At 33.0% G+C, this 19,262-nt stretch carries 22 protein-coding genes; 5 read left to right on the top strand and 17 right to left on the bottom strand.

From position 1 onward, the window contains the following. Positions 1–2 precede the first annotated feature (2 nt). Genes VGE71_RS19145 through VGE71_RS19135 form a run of 3 tightly spaced genes read left to right on the top strand, consistent with a single transcriptional unit; the run spans position 3 to position 1,525 of the window. Positions 3–308: a 2TM domain-containing protein gene (locus VGE71_RS19145; protein WP_331139738.1), complete on the top strand. Its 306-nt coding sequence runs from the start codon at positions 3–5 to the stop codon at positions 306–308. After that, positions 299–718, top strand: a complete 420-nt coding sequence (locus VGE71_RS19140) for a 2TM domain-containing protein (RefSeq protein ID WP_331139737.1) — start codon at positions 299–301, stop codon at positions 716–718. Before VGE71_RS19145 ends, VGE71_RS19140 begins: the two co-directional genes overlap by 10 nt. Before the next feature lie 39 nt (positions 719–757). Next, positions 758–1,525, top strand: a complete 768-nt coding sequence (locus tag VGE71_RS19135; protein WP_331139736.1) for a LytTR family DNA-binding domain-containing protein — start codon at positions 758–760, stop codon at positions 1,523–1,525. A gap of 101 nt (positions 1,526–1,626) precedes the next feature. Here VGE71_RS19135 and VGE71_RS19130 read toward each other — a convergent pair whose 3' ends face one another. Both VGE71_RS19130 and VGE71_RS19125 read right to left on the bottom strand, forming a co-directional pair. Beyond that, a complete protein-coding gene (locus VGE71_RS19130) occupies positions 1,627–2,652 on the bottom strand; it encodes a COX15/CtaA family protein (RefSeq protein WP_331139735.1) in 1,026 nt (341 codons plus the stop codon). Between the two features lie 355 nt (positions 2,653–3,007). Further along, entirely contained in the window at positions 3,008–4,438 is a 1,431-nt protein-coding gene (locus VGE71_RS19125; protein ID WP_331139734.1) for a CCA tRNA nucleotidyltransferase, read from the bottom strand. Between the two features lie 535 nt (positions 4,439–4,973). Between VGE71_RS19125 and yaaA the strand changes: the two genes are divergently transcribed. Further along, positions 4,974–5,732, top strand: a complete 759-nt coding sequence (gene yaaA, locus VGE71_RS19120; protein WP_331139733.1) for a peroxide stress protein YaaA — start codon at positions 4,974–4,976, stop codon at positions 5,730–5,732. 32 nt (positions 5,733–5,764) lie between these two features. Next, the gene (locus VGE71_RS19115; RefSeq protein ID WP_331139732.1) at positions 5,765–6,202 is read left to right on the top strand and encodes a hypothetical protein; all 438 of its coding nucleotides are present in this window, start codon (positions 5,765–5,767) and stop codon (positions 6,200–6,202) included. Between the two features lie 69 nt (positions 6,203–6,271). Here VGE71_RS19115 and VGE71_RS19110 read toward each other — a convergent pair whose 3' ends face one another. The 15 genes from VGE71_RS19110 to VGE71_RS19040 all read right to left on the bottom strand — a co-directional run. Continuing rightward, a complete protein-coding gene (locus VGE71_RS19110) occupies positions 6,272–7,858 on the bottom strand; it encodes an MDR family MFS transporter (RefSeq protein WP_331139731.1) in 1,587 nt (528 codons plus the stop codon). A 5-nt stretch (positions 7,859–7,863) separates the two neighbouring features. Next, the gene (locus VGE71_RS19105; RefSeq protein WP_331139730.1) at positions 7,864–8,943 is read right to left on the bottom strand and encodes an HlyD family secretion protein; all 1,080 of its coding nucleotides are present in this window, start codon (positions 8,941–8,943) and stop codon (positions 7,864–7,866) included. Between the two features lie 12 nt (positions 8,944–8,955). Further along, positions 8,956–10,278, bottom strand: coding sequence for a TolC family protein (locus VGE71_RS19100; RefSeq protein ID WP_331139729.1), 1,323 nt, complete (start codon positions 10,276–10,278; stop codon positions 8,956–8,958). After that, positions 10,268–10,897, bottom strand: a complete 630-nt coding sequence (locus tag VGE71_RS19095; RefSeq protein WP_331139728.1) for a TetR/AcrR family transcriptional regulator — start codon at positions 10,895–10,897, stop codon at positions 10,268–10,270. The genes VGE71_RS19100 and VGE71_RS19095 overlap by 11 nt, the downstream gene beginning before the upstream one ends. Before the next feature lie 150 nt (positions 10,898–11,047). After that, the gene (locus tag VGE71_RS19090) at positions 11,048–11,365 is read right to left on the bottom strand and encodes a type II toxin-antitoxin system RelE/ParE family toxin (protein WP_331139727.1); all 318 of its coding nucleotides are present in this window, start codon (positions 11,363–11,365) and stop codon (positions 11,048–11,050) included. Further along, positions 11,356–11,598, bottom strand: a complete 243-nt coding sequence (locus VGE71_RS19085; protein ID WP_331139726.1) for a hypothetical protein — start codon at positions 11,596–11,598, stop codon at positions 11,356–11,358. The genes VGE71_RS19090 and VGE71_RS19085 overlap by 10 nt, the downstream gene beginning before the upstream one ends. Positions 11,599–11,722: 124 nt before the next feature. Continuing rightward, positions 11,723–12,484 (bottom strand): tryptophan synthase subunit alpha, encoded by a 762-nt coding sequence (trpA, locus tag VGE71_RS19080; RefSeq protein ID WP_331139725.1) that lies wholly within the window; start codon positions 12,482–12,484, stop codon positions 11,723–11,725. A gap of 68 nt (positions 12,485–12,552) precedes the next feature. Beyond that, on the bottom strand, positions 12,553–12,873 hold the full coding sequence (locus VGE71_RS19075; protein WP_331139724.1) for a gamma-glutamylcyclotransferase family protein: 321 nt from the start codon (positions 12,871–12,873) through the stop codon (positions 12,553–12,555). Positions 12,874–12,943: 70 nt separating this feature from the next. Continuing rightward, the gene (gene trpB / locus VGE71_RS19070; RefSeq protein WP_331139723.1) at positions 12,944–14,125 is read right to left on the bottom strand and encodes a tryptophan synthase subunit beta; all 1,182 of its coding nucleotides are present in this window, start codon (positions 14,123–14,125) and stop codon (positions 12,944–12,946) included. 12 nt (positions 14,126–14,137) lie between these two features. Continuing rightward, complete coding sequence (locus VGE71_RS19065) at positions 14,138–14,770, bottom strand: phosphoribosylanthranilate isomerase (protein ID WP_331139722.1); 633 nt, start codon at positions 14,768–14,770, stop codon at positions 14,138–14,140. A gap of 185 nt (positions 14,771–14,955) precedes the next feature. Further along, positions 14,956–15,741 carry an indole-3-glycerol phosphate synthase TrpC gene (trpC, locus tag VGE71_RS19060; protein ID WP_331139721.1) on the bottom strand — a complete coding sequence of 262 codons (786 nt, stop codon included), beginning with the start codon at positions 15,739–15,741 and terminating at the stop codon, positions 14,956–14,958. Positions 15,742–15,815: 74 nt separating this feature from the next. Continuing rightward, positions 15,816–16,808, bottom strand: coding sequence for an anthranilate phosphoribosyltransferase (gene trpD / locus VGE71_RS19055; protein WP_331139720.1), 993 nt, complete (start codon positions 16,806–16,808; stop codon positions 15,816–15,818). Between the two features lie 74 nt (positions 16,809–16,882). Continuing rightward, positions 16,883–17,449: an aminodeoxychorismate/anthranilate synthase component II gene (locus VGE71_RS19050; RefSeq protein ID WP_331139719.1), complete on the bottom strand. Its 567-nt coding sequence runs from the start codon at positions 17,447–17,449 to the stop codon at positions 16,883–16,885. A gap of 88 nt (positions 17,450–17,537) precedes the next feature. After that, positions 17,538–17,978, bottom strand: coding sequence for a hypothetical protein (locus VGE71_RS19045; protein ID WP_331139718.1), 441 nt, complete (start codon positions 17,976–17,978; stop codon positions 17,538–17,540). A 65-nt stretch (positions 17,979–18,043) separates the two neighbouring features. Continuing rightward, positions 18,044–19,262: anthranilate synthase component I family protein (locus VGE71_RS19040; protein ID WP_331139717.1), on the bottom strand; the 1,219-nt coding region annotated here is incomplete at its 5' end.

The following is a 19,262-nucleotide window of genomic DNA, read 5'->3' as shown; positions in this document are numbered from 1 at the left end:
TCATGGAAAGGAATTTAAGTGAAGAGGAAAGATATATTGCGGCTAAAAAGAAAGTCGAAAATATTAAAGGGTTTTATGGAAATTTGGTTTCTTACGTATTAGTAAATGCTATTTTGATTTTCATTAACTTATATACATCACCACAATATTTATGGTTTTTCTGGCCGCTTTTATGGTGGGGAGTTGGAGTAGTTTTTCACGGACTGAAAGTTTTTGAAGTTTTTCCGGGAATGGGTAAAGAATGGGAAGAAAGAAAGATCCAGGAATTTATGGAGAAGGAGAAAGAGAATAAAAATAAGTGGAAATAATTTTTGTAAAAGATACTATGGGACGTTTTAGAAGACAATTCTATGATGAATTAGAAAGAGAATATGATAAGCATTATGAAAACGATTTTCATGAAGATGAAAATTATAGAGCAGCTTACAAAAAAGTAAAAAAAATTAAGGGTTTTTACTCACATTTGAAAGTGTACATTATCGTAAATTTGATCATTATTGTATCGAGTTTAACCAGAGATAATTTGCACGGAGGAGTTGATTTTAGTGGTTTGTCTCAATGGCATACCTATTCGACTGCATTCTTTTGGGGAATTGGATTAGTTGCACACGGATTGTCTGTTTTTGGATCGGATTTGTTTTTTAGTTCTGATTGGGAGCAAAGAAAAATTCAAAAATATATGGATAAAGACAATTCAAATAAAAATAAATGGGAGTAACTTTGAATTAATATTTTTTCAAATTTTACAATTTAATAAATGGTCACATTAATTATAGAAGACGAAAAACCAGCTGCAAGATTGCTGCAAAGAAAACTTGAAAAGTTGGATGTAAAGGTAGAAACAATGCTTCATTCTGTTGAAGAATCTATCGAATGGTTTGAGAATAACTCGCATCCCGATTTAATTTTTCTAGACATTCAATTATCTGATGGTTTGTCGTTTGAGATTTTTGAAAAAATTGATATTAAAAGTGCGATCATTTTCACAACAGCTTATGATGAATACGCATTAAAAGCTTTTAAATTAAACAGTATTGATTATCTTTTAAAACCAATTGATGAAGATGATTTAGAAACAGCGGTTTCAAAATATAAATCTAGAATTCCGCAAGCAATAGCAGAGACTTCAAACCTGCAATTAGATTTTGAACAAATTCGTCAAATGCTTTCAAATCCTTTTGAGAAAACGTATAAAAAACGATTTACGGTTAAAATCGGACAACATTTAAAAGTCATTACAACTGAAGAAATTGAATGTTTTTTTAGTGAAAACAAAGGAACTTACATTCATACTTACGAAAATCGTGATTATTTAATCGATTCGACTTTAGAGATTTTAGAACAAGAATTAGACAAGAAAGATTTCTTTCGCGTAAGCAGAAAATTTATTGTTCCATTAAAAGCGATTAAAGAAATTCAAGTGTATACCAATTCACGATTAAAAGTGATTTTACCAAGTTATAAAGAAGATGAGGTAATTGTAAGCCGCGAAAAAGTGCAGGATTTTAAATCTTGGCTTGGGTAAAACTAAAATAGAAAATTACAGGTTTTATTTCTTTAGAAGTAAAATTGATTCCATAAAAAAGAGCCTTAATTTTAAGGCTCTTTTTGTATTTTATGATTCTTTTATTTGCTTAACCTGTGCAAAGTAAATGTCATCGCACTCAAAAGGAAAAACGCCATAATTTGGTGAATTAATCCTAAAGCCAAAGGTACGCTGTATAATAAAGTGAAAACTCCAAGTAAAAATTGAATGAAAACAAAAACAACTAATAAGTTAATTCCATTTGCCTGAGTTGTCGTAAGAGAATATTTTTTGCTTTTGAAGAAAAGGAAAAGAATAATCGCAACTACTACATAAGCAAAAGTTCTGTGCACAAATTGAACCCCACTTTTTCCTTCAATTAAATTTTTGATTAAAGAAGATTGCTCAATAAAAACCGATTCGTGAATAAATTCTCCGTCGCTCATTAAAGGCCAGTGGTTGTGAATTAATCCTGCATTTAAACCTGCTACAAATCCGCCGTAAATAATTTGGATTAATAAAGCAACTAAAGCAAAACGAGCAATTTTACGAAGTGGTAAAATTTTATTGATATTTCTTTCCGGATAAATTAAATCCAATGCAACCCAAAGCGTATAAGCAAAAGTGATAAAGGCAAAAGTTAAGTGTAATGAAAGTCTAAAATGGCTCACATCTGGATTGTCAATTAAACCGCTTCTAACCATAAACCATCCTAAAAATCCTTGGAAACCTCCCATTGCCAAAAGCACGATACATTTTTTGATCGTGTCTGTATCTAATTTCTTTTTAGCTAAAAAGTAAACAAAGGGTACGAAGAAAACCAATCCAATGATACGACCGATAAAACGGTGGAACCATTCCCAGAAGTAAATAAACTTATAATCTGCTAATTGAAAATCGTTGTGAATATTGATTTTTTGATATTCTGGAAACTTCTTGTACTCGTCAAAAGCAGCTTGCCATTTGGCTTCTGTTAAAGGAGGAAAGGTGTCGGTTACCAAATGCCAGTCGGTCATAGATAAACCTGAATTAGTTAAACGTGTGATGCCACCTACGACAACCATTAAAAATAATAAAACACAACCCGATAGTAACCAAATGATTACTGATTTATTCTCTTTTTTCATTCTTTTCCGATTAATTCGATTTCGTTTTTGTTTTTTGTTTTGGAAATTCTTTTTAAATAGAATTTAGCAAAATAGTAGTTTGTGATAATATTTAAAGTGAATGCTATAATTGATTTAATAATTCGACTAACATAACCATGATTGATTTCAATTTTGAAAGTATTTATTAATAAATTTTGCTCAAGTGCATAAATTAAAATGCCAGAAACAAAAAATGAAACAATGCAGAAAAGGAAAAATATAAAAATATATTTAAAACGCTTCTGATTGTTTTTGAGTCTTTTTAAAAAAAGAATATTTGATGAAATTATTATAATTACGATAGTCAGTAATAAAATAAAGCCTATAGTATCCATTACCTCTTAAGAGTTAGATTTAACTTTTCAGCTCTTTTAATCACAAAATCATAAGCAGCTTGATATTCATTTGGAATATCTCCTTCTAGAATAGCTTCTTTTACGGCTTCTTTTAAAATTCCGATTTCACGTGAAGGTTTCAAATCGAACATTTCCATAATTTCTTCACCAGAAATTGGCGGCTGAAAATTACGAACATGATCGCGTTCTTCTACTTCAACAATTTTCTTGCGGACAACTTCGAAGTTTTTATGATATTTCTTGAATTTCGCTGGATTTTTGGTTGTGATATCGGCCTCACACAAAGTCATTAAACTTTCAACGTCTTCGCCAGCATCAAAAACCAAACGGCGAACCGCACTGTCCGTCACAATGTCTTGCGCCAAAACAATCGGACGCGAACTCATGATAACCATTTTTTGAACGAATTTCATTTTATGGTTCAAAGGCATATGTAAACGTTCGAAGATTTTCTTCGCCATTTTTCCGCCAAGAAATTCATGACCGTGAAAAGTCCATCCTTGTTTTTTTGTGAAACGTTTGGTTGGAGCCTTACCAATATCATGTAATAATGCCGACCAACGCAACCAAACATCATCTGTATTTGGACAAATATTATCGACAACTTCTAGTGTATGGTAAAAATTGTTTTTATGCGTATGGCCTTCAATTTCTTCTACTTGATTCAAAGCGGTTAATTCAGGCAAAATAATGTCCAAAAGTCCAGTTTTATATAAAAGTAAAAATCCGATTGAAGGTTTGTCTGTCGAAAGAATTTTATTCAATTCATCAACGATTCTTTCGCCAGAAATAATTTTAAGGCGATCTGCATTTTTTGTGATGGCATTCAGTGAATTTTCTTCGATTTCAAAATTCAATTGCGTTGCAAAACGAATCGCACGAAGCATTCGCAAAGGATCATCAGAATAGGTAATATCTGGATCCAAAGGCGTTTTTATTGTTTTGTTTTCTAAATCGGTTAAACCATCAAAAGGGTCTAGCAGCTCTCCGAAATTATTTTGATTCAAAGACAAAGCAAAAGCATTGATCGTAAAATCACGACGATTTTGATCATCTTGTAAAGTTCCGTTTTCTACAATCGGATTTCGGCTGTCACGGCTATAAGATTCTTTTCTTGCACCTACAAATTCAATATCAGTATCTTCAAAACGAAGCATTGCCGTTCCGTAGGATTTAAAAACCTGAACTTTTGGTTTGTTCGGAAGTAAATCAGAAACTTTAAGCGCTAATTCAATTCCGCTTCCAACTGCTACAACGTCGATATCTTTTTTTGAACCTCTTTGTAAAAGCAAGTCACGAACAAATCCGCCGATCACATACGAGTCAACGTTCAATTCCTGAGAAGCTTTCGAAATGATATCGAAGATTTTGTTTTTTAAAGCAGATTTATAGTTTGTTTGTATAGCCACGAATTCACTAATTTTTGAGTAAAAATGCAATTTGAATTTCAGTCGAAATAAATTGCACGCAAATTTACAACATAGAAAATGCCTATAATAATCTATCGATCACTTTTTTGAAGAATTTAATAGTTTTTGATGTTGATTTTTACCAAAATGAGAAAAGGATTGCCACGAATTACACTAATTGCTTGAATTTGTTTTTTTCTGCCACAGATTTAAGGATTAAAAAGGATTTTAGATTCTTAGAAAAAGGTTTGCCACGAATTGCACTAATTGCTCGAATTTATTTTTTTCTGCCACAGATTTAAAGGATTAGAAAGGATTTTAAATTCTTAGAAAAAGGTTTGCTATGAATTGCACGAATGAACACTAATTTTTTATTTAATTGAAAAAAAGAAATCCTTTTTAATCCTGAAATCTGTGGCTAGAAAAATTCGTGAATTCGTGGCGAAAAAAAATATACACACATAGAACAAATCAATTATGATAATCTGTTTTTAGAATTTCAATTTGTATTTTTGGATCATAGAAAAACGCGCAAATGAAAATTGTTATATCTCCAGCGAAATCATTGAATTTCGAAAAAGAATTACCAACATCTCAATATACAGAACCTTCATTCTTAAAAGAAGCGAGAGTGGTTCATAAAGTAGTAAAACAAAAAAAGCCAGCTGAATTATCAGAATTAATGTCTATTTCAGACAAATTAGCCGATTTAAACTGGAAAAGAAATCAGGATTGGAAAACGCCTTTTACGCCAGAAAATGCACGTCCGGCAGTTTATACTTTCGATGGTGATGTTTATACAGGTTTAGATGCTTATTCAATTCCGTTGGATAAATTAGATGTTTTACAAGATAAACTTCGAATTTTATCAGGTCTTTATGGACTTTTAAAACCTTTAGATTTAATGCAGGCGTACCGTTTAGAAATGGGGACTAAAATGCCGGTTGCAGAATCTAAAAACCTTCATGAATTCTGGAAACCAACCGTAACAAAAGCTTTAAACAAAGAATTGAAAAAAGACGAATTATTTGTGAATTTAGCCAGTAACGAATATTTCTCTGCTGTTGATGAGAAAGCGTTGAAAGTTCCTGTAATTACTCCTGATTTTAAAGATTACAAAGACGGAAAACTAAAAATGATCAGTTTCTTTGCTAAAAAGGCGAGAGGTATGATGGTTCGTTATATTATCGATACCAATGCAGAAACTATAGAGGATTTAAAAGGTTTCGACTACGAAGGATATAAGTTTGATGCGAATCTTTCGAAAGGGAATCATTTGGTTTTTACGAGATAGGTTTTTAAGTTTTCTAAATTTTTAAATTTTCAATGAAATTATATTTTATCTTTTTTATTAATATCCTTTTTGTCTCCAATTTATTTAGTCAAAACAATGTTGATGGCTTAACAATTAAATTTAAAAAAATATCAGAAGATTACATTATTCCTGGGCAGGCAAATGGCCCTCTTGGAGCTTCTTTGATTGAGGCAAGAGAAGGAATGAAATTTGTAAAACTTAAAGTAACTCTGAAAAATGAGGGAACCAAAAATTGTGTTTTCAATTTTGAGGATGTTTATATTTCGACTGAACAAGACAGTTTATATCGATTTCATAGTTTTCAAGGATATTTTGCAAGCGTTGCGACAAAAATTAAACCTCAAAAAGAAATAGATCGTATTTTAATATTTGAGTTTGATGATAAGATGACACCGAAAGAGTTATTTATAGAAGATAAAAGGTATAGGATTATTCAAGAGAAAAAATAAAACAAATAAAAAGCCGAGTTACAGGAAAGTGAACTCGGCTTTTTCGTATTATAAATAATTATTAAAATATTAATGCATCGCATCTGCGGGATTAACCTTGTTTTTTCCTTTTTTAATGAAAAGGATAATTGGAATACAACATAAAAACATAATTCCAAGATACAGGAAGATATCCATATAAGCCATTACAGTACTCTGTTTCATTACAGAAAGTTCGATAGCTTGATAGGCTTTTTTCAAAGCTACATCGGCGCTATATCCTTTTGCCATAAAAGCATGTTGCATTCCTGCAATTCGTTGCTGCACTTCGAATTTTGCTGGATCTAAATTGTTGATTAAATCCACTCGGTGTGACTGACTGAAACGTGTGATGAAAGTCGTAATAATTGCAATACCAAATGAACCACCTAACTGACGCATCATTCCAGTAAATGCTGCTCCTTCACCAATTTGTTTTCCTTTTAAAGTAGAAAGAGAAAGTGTTGTAATTGGAACGAAAAGTAATCCTAGACCAATTCCTCTTAAAATTAAAGGCCAGTACATATGCTCAACTCCGGTGTCTGGAGTCATTCGGCTGTACATCATAAAGGTGAAGAAGAAGAAAACTAAAAATCCAACTCCAACCATATATCCTTGCGGAACACCTTTCTGAATCATATTTCCAACAAACGGCATCATGATCGCTGTTGTAATAGATCCTGGAATCAATAATAAACCAGCATCAGTTGCAGTCCATCCTAAAATTGACTGCGTATAAATTGGAATAATCAATGTTGATCCGTATAAACCAAAACCAAGAATAAAACACATTATGGTTCCAATTCTTAAATTTCCGTCTTTTAAAACACTTAAGTTTACAATTGGATGTTTATAAGTAAGCTCTCTCCAAATAAATAAAACCAATCCAAGAACAGTAATAACACTCAAGGTTACAATTAAAGAATCATTAAACCAGTCGTCTTGTTGTCCGTGTTCTAGTACGAATTGTAAAGAACCAATAAAAGTACTCAATAAGATAATTCCCCACCAGTCAACCTGATTGGCTTTTAATTTTTCTCCATATTTTGGACTTCTAACAAAAGTTAAAGCCAAAACAGTAGCAATAATTCCTAAAGGAATATTGATATAGAAAATATAAGGCCAAGAATAGTTATCTACTAAATAACCTCCCAAAGGTGGTCCAAGAGTTGGACCAACAATTACACCCATTCCGTAAATAGCCTGTGCCATACCACGTTTTGCCACGGGATAACTTTCTGTAATAATCGTTTGGGCTGTTACAAGTAGCGCTCCACCACCCATACCTTGTACGAATCGGAAGGCTACAAGTTCCCAAATATTTGTGGCGTTACCACACAAAAAAGAACAGACTGTAAATATTATAATGGAAGCCACAAAATAATTACGTCTTCCAAATTGCTGTGATAGCCAGCTCGTCATCGGAATTACAATAACATTCGCAATTGCGTATGCTGTAATTACCCATGCCACATCGGTCAAGGTAGCTCCAAGACTTCCGCGCATGTCTGTCAGCGCTACGTTTACAATCGTCGTATCTACAATTTCCAACAGTGCACAAAGCACTGCTGTAATCGTAATGATAACACGTCTGAAACCGTATTCTACTAAATCGTCGTCTTGTACTGCTGTTGCCATTTATATTATTTCAAATGTACATCAACGTCAACGTTCATACCTGGTCTTAAAAGTTTTACTTTTTCAGGATCGTTTGATTGGTCGATACTAATTTTTACTGGTAATCTCTGAATTGTTTTTACAAAGTTTCCTGTTGCATTGTCAGGAGGTAATAATGAAAAACGAGATCCTGTAGCAGGTGAAAATGAAGTTACAGTTCCTTTAAACTCATAGTTTGGATAAGCATCTACTTTTAAGCTTACTTTTTGTCCAATAACCATTTTGTTTAACTGTGTTTCTTTAAAGTTAGCTACAACCCAAGCTTCGCTATTGTTAATGATGTAGAATAAAGATTGTCCTGGCTGAACTAATTGTCCTGGCTGAATATCAACTTTAGAAACCTGACCATCAATTGCAGCTGTAACTACTGTGTAGCTTAAGTTTAAATGTGCAACATCAAGCATTGTTTTTGCTTTTTTGATGTTTGCAGCAGCAACTTCTGTTTGTTTGTCAGAAACTTTAGATTTTGACTGAATAACTGATTTCTGGTAAGAAGTAGCTTTTTGTTGTTGTTCTAAAACACGTACTTGGTTTTCAGCCTCATCTTTTGCTGCCTGAGCCTGCTCGAATTGTTGCTTTGTAATAGTATGTGTTTTGTACAGATTGTTGTAACGATTAAAGTCGTTTGTAAGCTGTCTCAATCTAATTCTTGCGCTTTCGATAGAACCACTTGCAGATCTCATTTGAGCATCTGAAACAGAAATACTTGCATAAGCACTTCCAATATCAGCTTTTGCAGCCTCAAACTGACCTTCAGCTCCTAATAAAGCAGCATTAGCTTCATCAATTTTTAATTGGTAATCTCTTTTATCGATAGTAAATAAAGTATCTCCCTTTTTTACATAATCATTATCTTTCACGTAAACCTTGCTGATATATCCTGAAACTCTCGGAATAATCGGATTCATTCTTTTCTCAATTTGAGCATCATCCGTTTCTTCGTGTCCTTGAGCGTGTAAGTATTTAGATATTCCGTAAGTTCCTCCCCCTAAAACCAAAACGGCTAGTATGATGATGAATTTTTTATTTGTCTTTTTCTTTTCCATGAGAGCTATCGATTATATTTTAGAAAGATTGAATGATTGTGATAATTGTCCTGATACTGAAAGTAATTCGTAATACTTCTGAATTATTGTAGCTTTAGATACAGCTGTATTGATTTTTGCACTTAAATGTTCAACATCTGCTTCAACCAAATCATTGGTGTCAGCCAGACCATTGTCGAATTTATCTTTTACAAGTCTGTAATTTTCAGCAGCCTGTTGAAGCGCTTCATTGTAAACCACACTTTGGTTGATCGCTAAGTCATAATCTTCAAGAGATTTTTGAACTTCAACTTTAATACGGTCTGTCATGATAGCTTCAGTGTTTTTTACTTCCAAAGCTCTACTTTCAGCTTCTTTTACGTGAGCGCTGTTTTTTAGAATTCCAGATAAATCATAAGATAAACCTAAACCAAAATTCATCGCATATTTTACAGTAATAATGTCTTTAAGATCTAAAGCAGTATATCCTCCAAGCAATGAAAGCGTTGGGTAATAAGCTGCTTTTGCAATTCTAATATTTGCTTCAGAAGCTTTAGATTGCAAACGAATCGCTTCTAAATCTTTTCTGCTTTCAAGTGCCAATGCATCTGTTGTTGGAGCATTATTTGTTTTTAAATTAAAGAAATCATCTTCATTAACCTGAAGTTTTGTTTCTGGAGCTAATTTAAGTAAAGTCGTTAAATAAAAATTGATGTTGTTTAAGTTGTTAGTAGCTTCATCAATAGATAATTGTGTTTTCGAAACTAATAATTGCGCTTTCAACAAATCGTTTCTCGGAATAATTCCGTTTTTCTCCAATTCTGTAAAATCAGTTACACGTTGTTTAGCACTTTTTTGGTTTTCGTTTAAAACATCCAAAGTTTTTTGCGCTTTGTATAAAGCAGTGTAATACGTAATTACTCTTAAAGCAACATCCTCTTTAGTTTTTGCAGCCGTAGCAGTTTCAGCTTCATACATGCTGTCATAAGCATCTATACTGCTTTGAATTTTAAATCCTGCAAAAATGGGTAAACTTAAATTTGCCATTCCCAACATTGCACGATCTGGAGAAGCAAGAGTAGCAGCACTTTCACCTTCGTTGTGCATGTCAATAGAAGCTTTTGTAAGGCGCTGATATTGTCCGGAAATTTTAAGATCCGGATACTGATTGTTTTTCACGGCTGTTAACTCGTGTTTTTTGGTGTTTACCTTAGTATTGGCAAGCGTAACTTCGTTACTCTTTTCCCAAGCCATTTTTACGGCTTCGTCTAAGGTTAAACTTGTTTTTTCTTGTGCTTCTATTGAAGATATCCCGATAAAGAATACTCCAAAGAGCATTAATTGACTAATTTTCATAAACAAGTAGCGCTTTTATAGTTTGTTGAATGTGCTTTGTAAGATCGTTTTTAATGTAATTGTTAAACATTTCTTCTGTTTTTAAATCCAGTAATTCTTCGAAGAAAGAGCGATTCATGTGAAAGTGAAAAAAGGTTCCAATAATTGTCGGAGTAATCAGCTGGATATTAATATCTTTCCTGAAAACACCTTCAGCTTGGCCTTGTTTGATAATGCTTTCAACAGACTTTAAATTTCCTTTTTTAAGATCTGTGAATGCCTGAAGGCTTTTTTCTCTTTTTTTATTGTTTAATTCAAAATGTAAAACCCTGTAAATCCCTTTGTTAAGGCAAATTCTGTTAATGTAAATTTCGATTAATTTATTGACTTTTTCAAGGGGTTCTAGATTTTCCTTTAATAAATTTTCGAGTTGCAGTTTTAAATCAACAGTTTTGTGAAAGATCAAGGCTTCTAAAAGCTTTTCTTTTGAACCAAAATAATACGAAACCATGGCAATATTAATTTTTGCCTCTTTGGAAATGTCCCGTATCGATGTACCCTCAAATCCTTTCTCAGAAAACAGCGTCTCAGCTACGTTAAGAATCTGAATTTTTTTATCGTTTAATTCGATGTTTGACATAGTAGTGTTTCTAATCGGATGCAAAATTAAACACTTGTTTAATTTAAACACTTGTTTAATTTTATTTTAACATAATATTAACATAAAACGGTTTCGATAATTTGGAACAAAAAAAAGCTGAAATACTTGGTATTTCAGCTCTTAACGAATTTATTTGTCTAATTTTATTTTGATAGGATTTTGTCTGGTATCAAATACGTTGGTGACATAAACAACATTTTTGTATTCATCAATCCAGTAGATTATTTTGTAATTTTTAAAAACTAAATACCTAAAATCCTGAATTCTTTCTGATAAAAGTTCTTCTTTTTGACCTCCATATGCATTATACTCAAGTGAAAGCGAAGAATCTACTAAACCATTTATTAATGCTTTTGCGACTTTTATTCCTGCTTTGTATTTATAATATTCAAAAATATCTGTGAGCTTATCTTCGGCAAATTGAGTCCAGTAAACAGTTAATCCCATTTTTGAATTCTCAATTTTAAATCTTTACCGGAGGTAATTCGACCATGAGCAACATCATTTATAGATTGATCAATTTCAGTATTAAATTGATCTAAACTCATAGGTTTCATTTCCAAATCTAGTAATTGTACTTTTTGCTCATGAAGCAATTTTTCGAGCTGATGGACTATTTCTTCATTTTGCAATCTCAGAAATTCTTGTACAAATGATATTTTACGAGCTTCTAAATCCATAATAATTGATTTTATTCAAAGGTATAAAATATTTGAAAAGGTTATGTTTACAGATTCCTAAAAATAAAATACGGTATTTAAATTTATTTTTAAATACCGTATTCAATTATTTTCTATGAATTGATTATCGAATTTCCCCAACAAACTCAGCAATTTTTCCGCTTCCGTTTTCACTTAAATGTTTAATAAAAGCACTTCCGATAATAGCACCTTTTGCATATTTAGTTGCTTGATTGAAAGTTTCTTTATTTGAAATTCCGAAACCAACAATTTGAGGATTTTTTAAATTCAGATTTGAGATTCTTTCAAAATATTCTTCCTGAACATTTCCGAAACCGCTTTGAGATCCTGTAACACTTGCAGAACTTACCATATAGATAAATCCGTTTGAAACGCCGTCAATAAAACGGATTCTTTCGTCTGAAGTTTGAGGCGTAATCAAAAATACATTGATTAAACCATATTTTTCAAAAATAGCTTTGTATTCGTCTGCGTAAACGTCAACTGGAAGATCTGGAATAATTAAACCGTCAATTCCAATTTCAGCACATTTTTGGCAGAAAGCTTCAACGCCGTATTGCAACATCGGGTTAAAATATCCCATAATAATCAATGGAATTTTGACGCTTTCGCGGATGTTTTTCAGCTGATCGAATAGGATTTGAGTAGTCATTCCGTTATGCAATGCCTGCGTAGAGCTCGCCTGAATTGTAGGACCATCTGCCAAAGGATCACTGAAAGGAAGTCCAATTTCAATTAAATCTACTCCGTTTTTTTCCAAATCCTGAATAATCTGCACGGTATCATTTAAATTCGGATATCCTGCAGAAAAATAGATGGATAATATTTTTTTATCTTCTTGTAATTTCTGAGTTATTCTGTTCATTAGTATGTATTTTTATCCTGACCGATTTTAAAAATCGGTCAGGTATTTTTATCGTAATATATTTTCGATTATTTATTTTCAGTGTAAACCCAAGCCGTTCTTCCTGATTGAAGTTTGACTTGAACCCTCTTGTATGAATTAGACTCGAATTGATCTACTTTTAATAATTCCGGATTTGAAACTTCAAAAACAACACCGTGAATAATGTCATCCAGACTTTCACTTGGTACAGCTACAACGTAATCTGCCATTCCAAATTCTTCTTCAATTTGTAAACTTTTAAGTTTGAATCCCAGTATGTGATCTGGAGAACCAACTAAAACTTTATTAAAAATCTGCATTTGAATTTGTTTCGATCTTAATGTTCCGTATGAGAATAATAGTTCCATAATTATGATTTTCTCTTAATTTGTTAGCGTTCGTAATTGCTTGATCCGAACGTCCAAATTACAATTTTTATTACAATTTAAAGTAATCTATATAATTATCTAAATCTTTATCACCACGACCAGAAAGACTGATTACCACAACATCTGTCGGTTTAAATTTTTTCTGATCTAAAACTGCAAAGGCATGAGCGCTTTCAATTGCTGGAATAATTCCTTCTAATTTTGTCAATTGTAAACCTGCATTCATAGCATCATCATCAGTTACAGAGAAAAATTCCCCGCGTCCGCTTTGCGCCAAATGCGCGTGTAAAGGTCCAACTCCAGGATAATCTAAACCTGCAGAAATAGAGTATGGTTCTGTAATTTGTCCGTCTGGAGTTTGCATTAAAAGCGTTTTACAACCGTGAATAACACCAACTTTTCCTAATTTACTTGTTGCTGCACTATGTCCGCTGTGAACACCTTTTCCGGCTGCTTCAACAGCGATAATTCCAACTTCTGGTTCGTGCAAGAAATGGTAATATGTTCCAGCAGCATTACTTCCTCCACCAATACAAGCGACTACATAATCAGGATTTTCGCGTCCTTCTTTTTCTTTCAATTGCCATTTGATTTCCTCAGAGATAATACTCTGAAAACGTGTTACCATATCCGGATAAGGATGTGGCCCAATCGCCGATCCAATAATATAATGTGTGTCAACAGGATTATTAATCCAATCGCGAATTGCCTCGTTTGTCGCATCTTTTAAAGTTCTTGAACCCGAAAGCGCCGGACGAACTTCTGCGCCTAACATTTTCATACGAGCCACGTTTGGCGCTTGACGTGCAATGTCGATTTCGCCCATGTACACGATGCATTCAATTCCCATTAAGGCACAAACTGTTGCTGTTGCTACACCGTGTTGTCCAGCTCCAGTTTCGGCAATAATTCTCTTTTTGCCTAAACGTTTTGCTAGCAAAATCTGTCCAATGGTGTTGTTTACTTTGTGTGCTCCAGTATGGTTTAAGTCTTCTCTTTTTAAATATACTTTAGTGTTGTATTTTTCAGACAAACGTTTTGCAAAATATAATGGACTAGGGCGTCCAACGTAATCTTTAAGCAATTGATTGAACTCAGCTTTAAAATCTGGTTCGTCCATTATGCTTAGGTATTTTTGGCGTAGTTCTTCTACATTTGGATATAACATTTCTGGAATATAAGCTCCTCCAAATTCTCCGTAATATCCTTTTTCGTTAACGTTAAAACTCATTTTATTTAAATTTTAAAAGTTGGCAACATCAAATTTACGTTTGAAATTGCTAAATAGGTTTTTATTTTTCAGCCCTGGTTCGATTTCAAATTTACTATTTACATCGACAGCATAAATAGGTAATTTGGTTTTTGAAATTTCTTCAATGGCTTTTAATTCATTCATTCCAATTCCACCACTCAAAAAGAAAGGCTTTTTCGAATTGTATTTTTTTAAGATTGTCCAGTCGAAAGTTGTTCCGTTTCCGCCTGGAAGTTTTCCTTTTGTATCAAACAGAAAATAATCGGCGATTTCTTCAAAAGGTTTTATGACTTCAAAATCGAAATTTTCATCTGCTGAAAATACTTTAATGATTTCGATTTTCTTTGGTAATTGTTTTTTTAATTCTGATATAAATTCAACCGATTCATTTCCGTGTAATTGAACGGCTTGTAAATTGTAATTTTCAACTTTTTCAAGAATTTCTTCTTGACTTTGATCGACAAAAACGCCTACTTTTTTGATTGTTTTTATCAATTCGGGAACATTCCCGTTGCAATATCTAGCGGACTTTTCCCAGAAAATAAATCCCATATAATCGGGTAGGAGCGCGCCTACTTCGAGGATATTTTCTGGATATTTCATGCCGCATATTTTGAGTTTCATTTTTATTTTGTTTTTGCCACGAAGGCGCTAAGACACTAAGTTTTTTTTTAACCGCAAAGTGCGCTAAGGTTTTTTGCTTTTGATTATGCTTAAAAACGCTAAGTTCGCAAAGCTTTGTGTTGATTTTTTCGCCACAAATTAACGAATGATATGAAAAAATTAAATTCGTGAATTCGTGGCTAATTTTATTCGTTTAAATTTTTAATAAATTCTGTTGCTGCTTTTCCAGCATTATCTGTTTTCATGAAGTTTTCTCCGATTAGGAAACCTTTGTATCCGTAAGGTTTTAGTTCTTGGATTGCTTCTACTGATGAAATTCCGCTTTCTGAAACTTTTACAAAATCATTTGGAATTTGCGATGCCAATTCTTTACTGAAATCAAGACTTACCTCAAATGTTTTCAAGTTTCTGTTATTCACGCCAATCATGTCTAAAGTCGGCATAATTGATTTTTCCAATTCTTCTTGATTGTGAACTTCTAACAAAACTTCTAAACCTAAACCTTTTGCAAATTCAGATAATGATTTAATTTCTTCACGTGTTAAAACCGCTGCGATTAACAGAATCAAATCGGCTCCGTGTGCTTTTGCTTCTAAAATCTGATATTCGTCTACAATAAATTCTTTTCGCAAAAGCGGAATATTTACCGAAGCTCTTGCTAAAAGTAAATCGTCTAAAGATCCACCGAAATATTTTCCATCTGTTAAAACTGAAATTCCGCAAGCACCAGCATTTTCGTAACCTTTTACTACTTCTTCAACTGTAAAATTATTGTTGATGATTGATTTTGAAGGAGAACGACGTTTGTGTTCTGCGATTATTCCAGAATTGCTTTCTCTTAATTTCTGACTAAGAGAAATCGTCTGCTTTCCAAAAAACACAGAAGCTTCCAATTGAGAAACCGGAATAATCGATTTCTTCAAAATCACTTCTTGTTTTTTGTCAATTATTATTTTATCTAAAATGTTCATTGTTGTTGTTTTGCCACGAAGTCACAAAGACGCAAATTTTATTAGTGCTAATTCGTGAAATTTGTGTTTGTTTTTTATTTACTTAATTCTTGTAATTTCTGTAATGCTTTCAATCCTTTTCCTGATAAAAGACTTTCTTTGGCTAATTCAAATCCTTCTTGTGGAGTACATTTTGTAACGGTCGAAATCGCCATTGCTGCGTTGGCACAAACTACATTATTCTGAGCTTCGTTTCCTTTTCCTGAAATAATATTTGTGAAAATTTCTGCAGATTCTTCAATGGTTTTTCCGCCTTCGATTTCGGTTTGTGATAAAAGACGAACGCCAAAATCTTCTGGATTCAACATTCCTTCCATATGATTTGTAATTGTTTTGGTTGGACCTGTTAACGAAATTTCATCATAGCCGTCAAGCGAATGTAAGATCGTGAAATTTGTATTGGTATTTTGGTATAAGTAAGCATACATTCTAGCCAATTCTAAGTTGAAAACGCCAACCAATTGATTCTGTGGAAATGCAGGATTTACCATTGGCCCCAACATATTAAAGAAAGTTTTTACAGCCAATTCTTTTCTAATTGGCCCAACATTTTTCATAGCTGGATGAAATAGGGGAGCGTGCAAAACGCAGATTCCAGCCTGATCGATACATTTTTCTAAAAATGAAGGATCATTGCTGAATTTAATTCCCATTTTTTCCATCACGTTGCTTGATCCAGAAATAGACGAAACTCCGTAATTTCCATGTTTTGCTACTTTTATTTCAGCTCCAGCTGAAACAAATGAGGCTAAAGTCGAAATATTGAAAGTGTCTTTTCCATCACCACCTGTTCCGCATAAATCGATGGTGTTGTAAGCTGATAAATCGACACGAATGCATAATTCTAATAAAGCTTCGCGAAAGCCAGAAAGTTCATCAATGGTAATGCTTCGCATCATAAAAACAGTCAAAAATGCCGAAATCTGACTTGGATTATAGTGACCGCTTGAAATATTAATCAATACTTGTTTTGCTTCTTCTTTGGTAAGCACTTCGTGGTTGATTAATTTGTTTAATATAGTTTTCATTTTTTTTAAGATTCTAAGTTGCTGAGGTGCTAAGGTTCTAAGGTTTTACTGTAACTGTAAAATGAGACTGGATATTAGCTATTAATCCAATTCTCTAAAATCCTTTTCCCGTTTGGTGTTAAAACGCTTTCTGGGTGAAATTGAACGCCTCTTACATCGTAATTTTTGTGTCTTAAAGACATAATTTGACCATTTTCGTCAACAGAAGTTGCCTCTAAATCTTCAGGTAAATTAGCGTCTACAACCCAAGAATGATATCTTCCAACTTCAAATTCGTTTCCTAAACCTTCAAACAAAATTTCGTCTGAAACTAATGTTTTTACGTTTGTTGCAACGCCGTGATATACTTTATCAAGGTTTGAAAGTGTTCCGCCAAAAACTTCTCCAATTGCTTGTTGTCCTAAACAAACTCCCAAAATACTTTTTGTCGGACTGTATTTTTCGATTACTGCTTTTAATAAACCTGCTTCATCTGGAATTCCAGGCCCTGGAGAAAGTAAAATTTTCTCAAAAGAAGCAATTTCATCAATATCAAATTCATCGTTTCTGTAAACGGTAACTTCGCAGTTTAAATCTTCTAAATAGTGCACTAAATTGTAAGTGAAACTATCGTAATTGTCTATAACTAAAATCTTTTTCATTTTTTTAAGGTGCTAAGTTGCTAAGGTTCTGAGATGCTAAGTTTCTTACTGAAAACTTAGACTGAGACTTGCAACTAATTTTTTATTATTATTTCTCTCGAACGTATTTTTCTACAATAACTCGATCTACGCCTAATTTTTCTACTTTTTCTATTCCTGTTTGAATTAAAGTGTCATTTTGAACTTTCACTACAAATTCAAATTTGTTGTTTTCCCAGTCACGGTTATTGAAAAACTCCAGATTTTCAGTATAAATACTATCTTTCAAAGTATATTTTCCGCCTCCTGCAAAATACAATGCTGTTGTTGAATCTTTTCCGTTTTTTAAATCATGGTTCAAAAAAGCAAAATGTGAATCATTTATAATTTTAATCATTTTTGTTTTTGAATTGAAAGTCGAAAACGTCGTATCTTTCTCTGTCGTTTCAGCCGAAATGAGACGCCAAGTTCCTTCAATCGGATTTTTCTTTTCAGAAGTGCAAGATGTCAAGCCAATAATTAAAACTAAAATAGATACTGCTTTTTTCATATTTTTTTAAGTTGCTAAGGTTCTAAGTGACTAAGATTCTAAGGTTTTTGTTTCACAATTTGAAACTAAATTTTCTCCGCCATTTCCAGCGCTGTATTCAAAGCTCTTAATTTATTGTAAACCTCTTGCATTTCGCTTTCTTCGTCAGAACTTGCGACGATTCCAGCTCCTGCTTGACAATGCAATTGGTGATTTTTAGAAAGGAAAGTTCGAATCATAATCGCATGATTAAAGTTTCCATCAAAATCCATAACTCCGATGGCACCTCCGTAGAAATTACGATTTGTTTTTTCGCAGTCTTCAATTAATTGCATCGCTCTGTGTTTTGGCGCACCACTCAAAGTTCCTGCTGGAAAAGTATCTGCAACAACTTGCATCGTAGTGGCTTTTTCGTGTAAATGTCCAGTAACTTTCGAAACCAAGTGAATTACGTGAGAGAAAAACTGAACTTCTCTGTATTTTTCTACATTTACATCATGTCCGTTTCTGCTCAAATCATTTCTTGCTAAATCAACCAACATTACGTGCTCGCTGTTTTCTTTTTTATCTTCTGAAAGTTCTTTTGCTAAAAGCGCATCACGTTCGTCATTTCCAGTTCTTTTGAAAGTTCCAGCAATTGGATGAATTTCAGCTTTTCTATCTTTTACGATAATTTGTGCTTCTGGAGAAGAACCGAATATTTTGAAATCTCCATAATCAAAAAAGAATAAATACGGAGAAGGATTAATGCTTCTTAAAGCTCGGTAAACGTTAAATTCATCTCCTTTAAATCCTTGAGTAAATCTTCGAGAAAGTACTAATTGGAAAACGTCTCCGCGGTAACAGTGTTTTTTGGCTAAAGCTACATTTGCTTTAAATTCTTCATCGGTTAAGTTTGAGAAACCTTCGCCTTCTTTAGAGAATTTATAAGAAGCAATATTTCTAGATTGTAATAATTGCTCGATTTCTGAGATATTGTTTTTTCCGTCTAAACTATGGCAGAAAATATAAGCCTCATTTTTAAAGTGATTGATGGCAATAATGTTTTGGTAAACAGCATAAAAAACATCTGGAATTGAAGTAGCATTGTCTTTTTTTGCAATTGAAACTTTTTCGAAATAACGAACAGCATCATAAGAAATGTAACCGAATAAACCGTTGTTGATGAATTTAAAATCGTTTTTTTCTGATTTAAACTGACTTGAAAATTCCTGTATTACCTGTGGAATATTAGTTGAAGCATCAATCGTAGTTTTTTCTGAAGTTCCATCAGGGAAAGTTTTAGAAATGACTTCATTTTCGATT

It is taken from the genome of Flavobacterium sp. (genome assembly GCF_036405015.1).
Classification (GTDB): domain Bacteria; phylum Bacteroidota; class Bacteroidia; order Flavobacteriales; family Flavobacteriaceae; genus Flavobacterium.
This window is presented reverse-complemented; position numbering and strand designations above follow the sequence as displayed.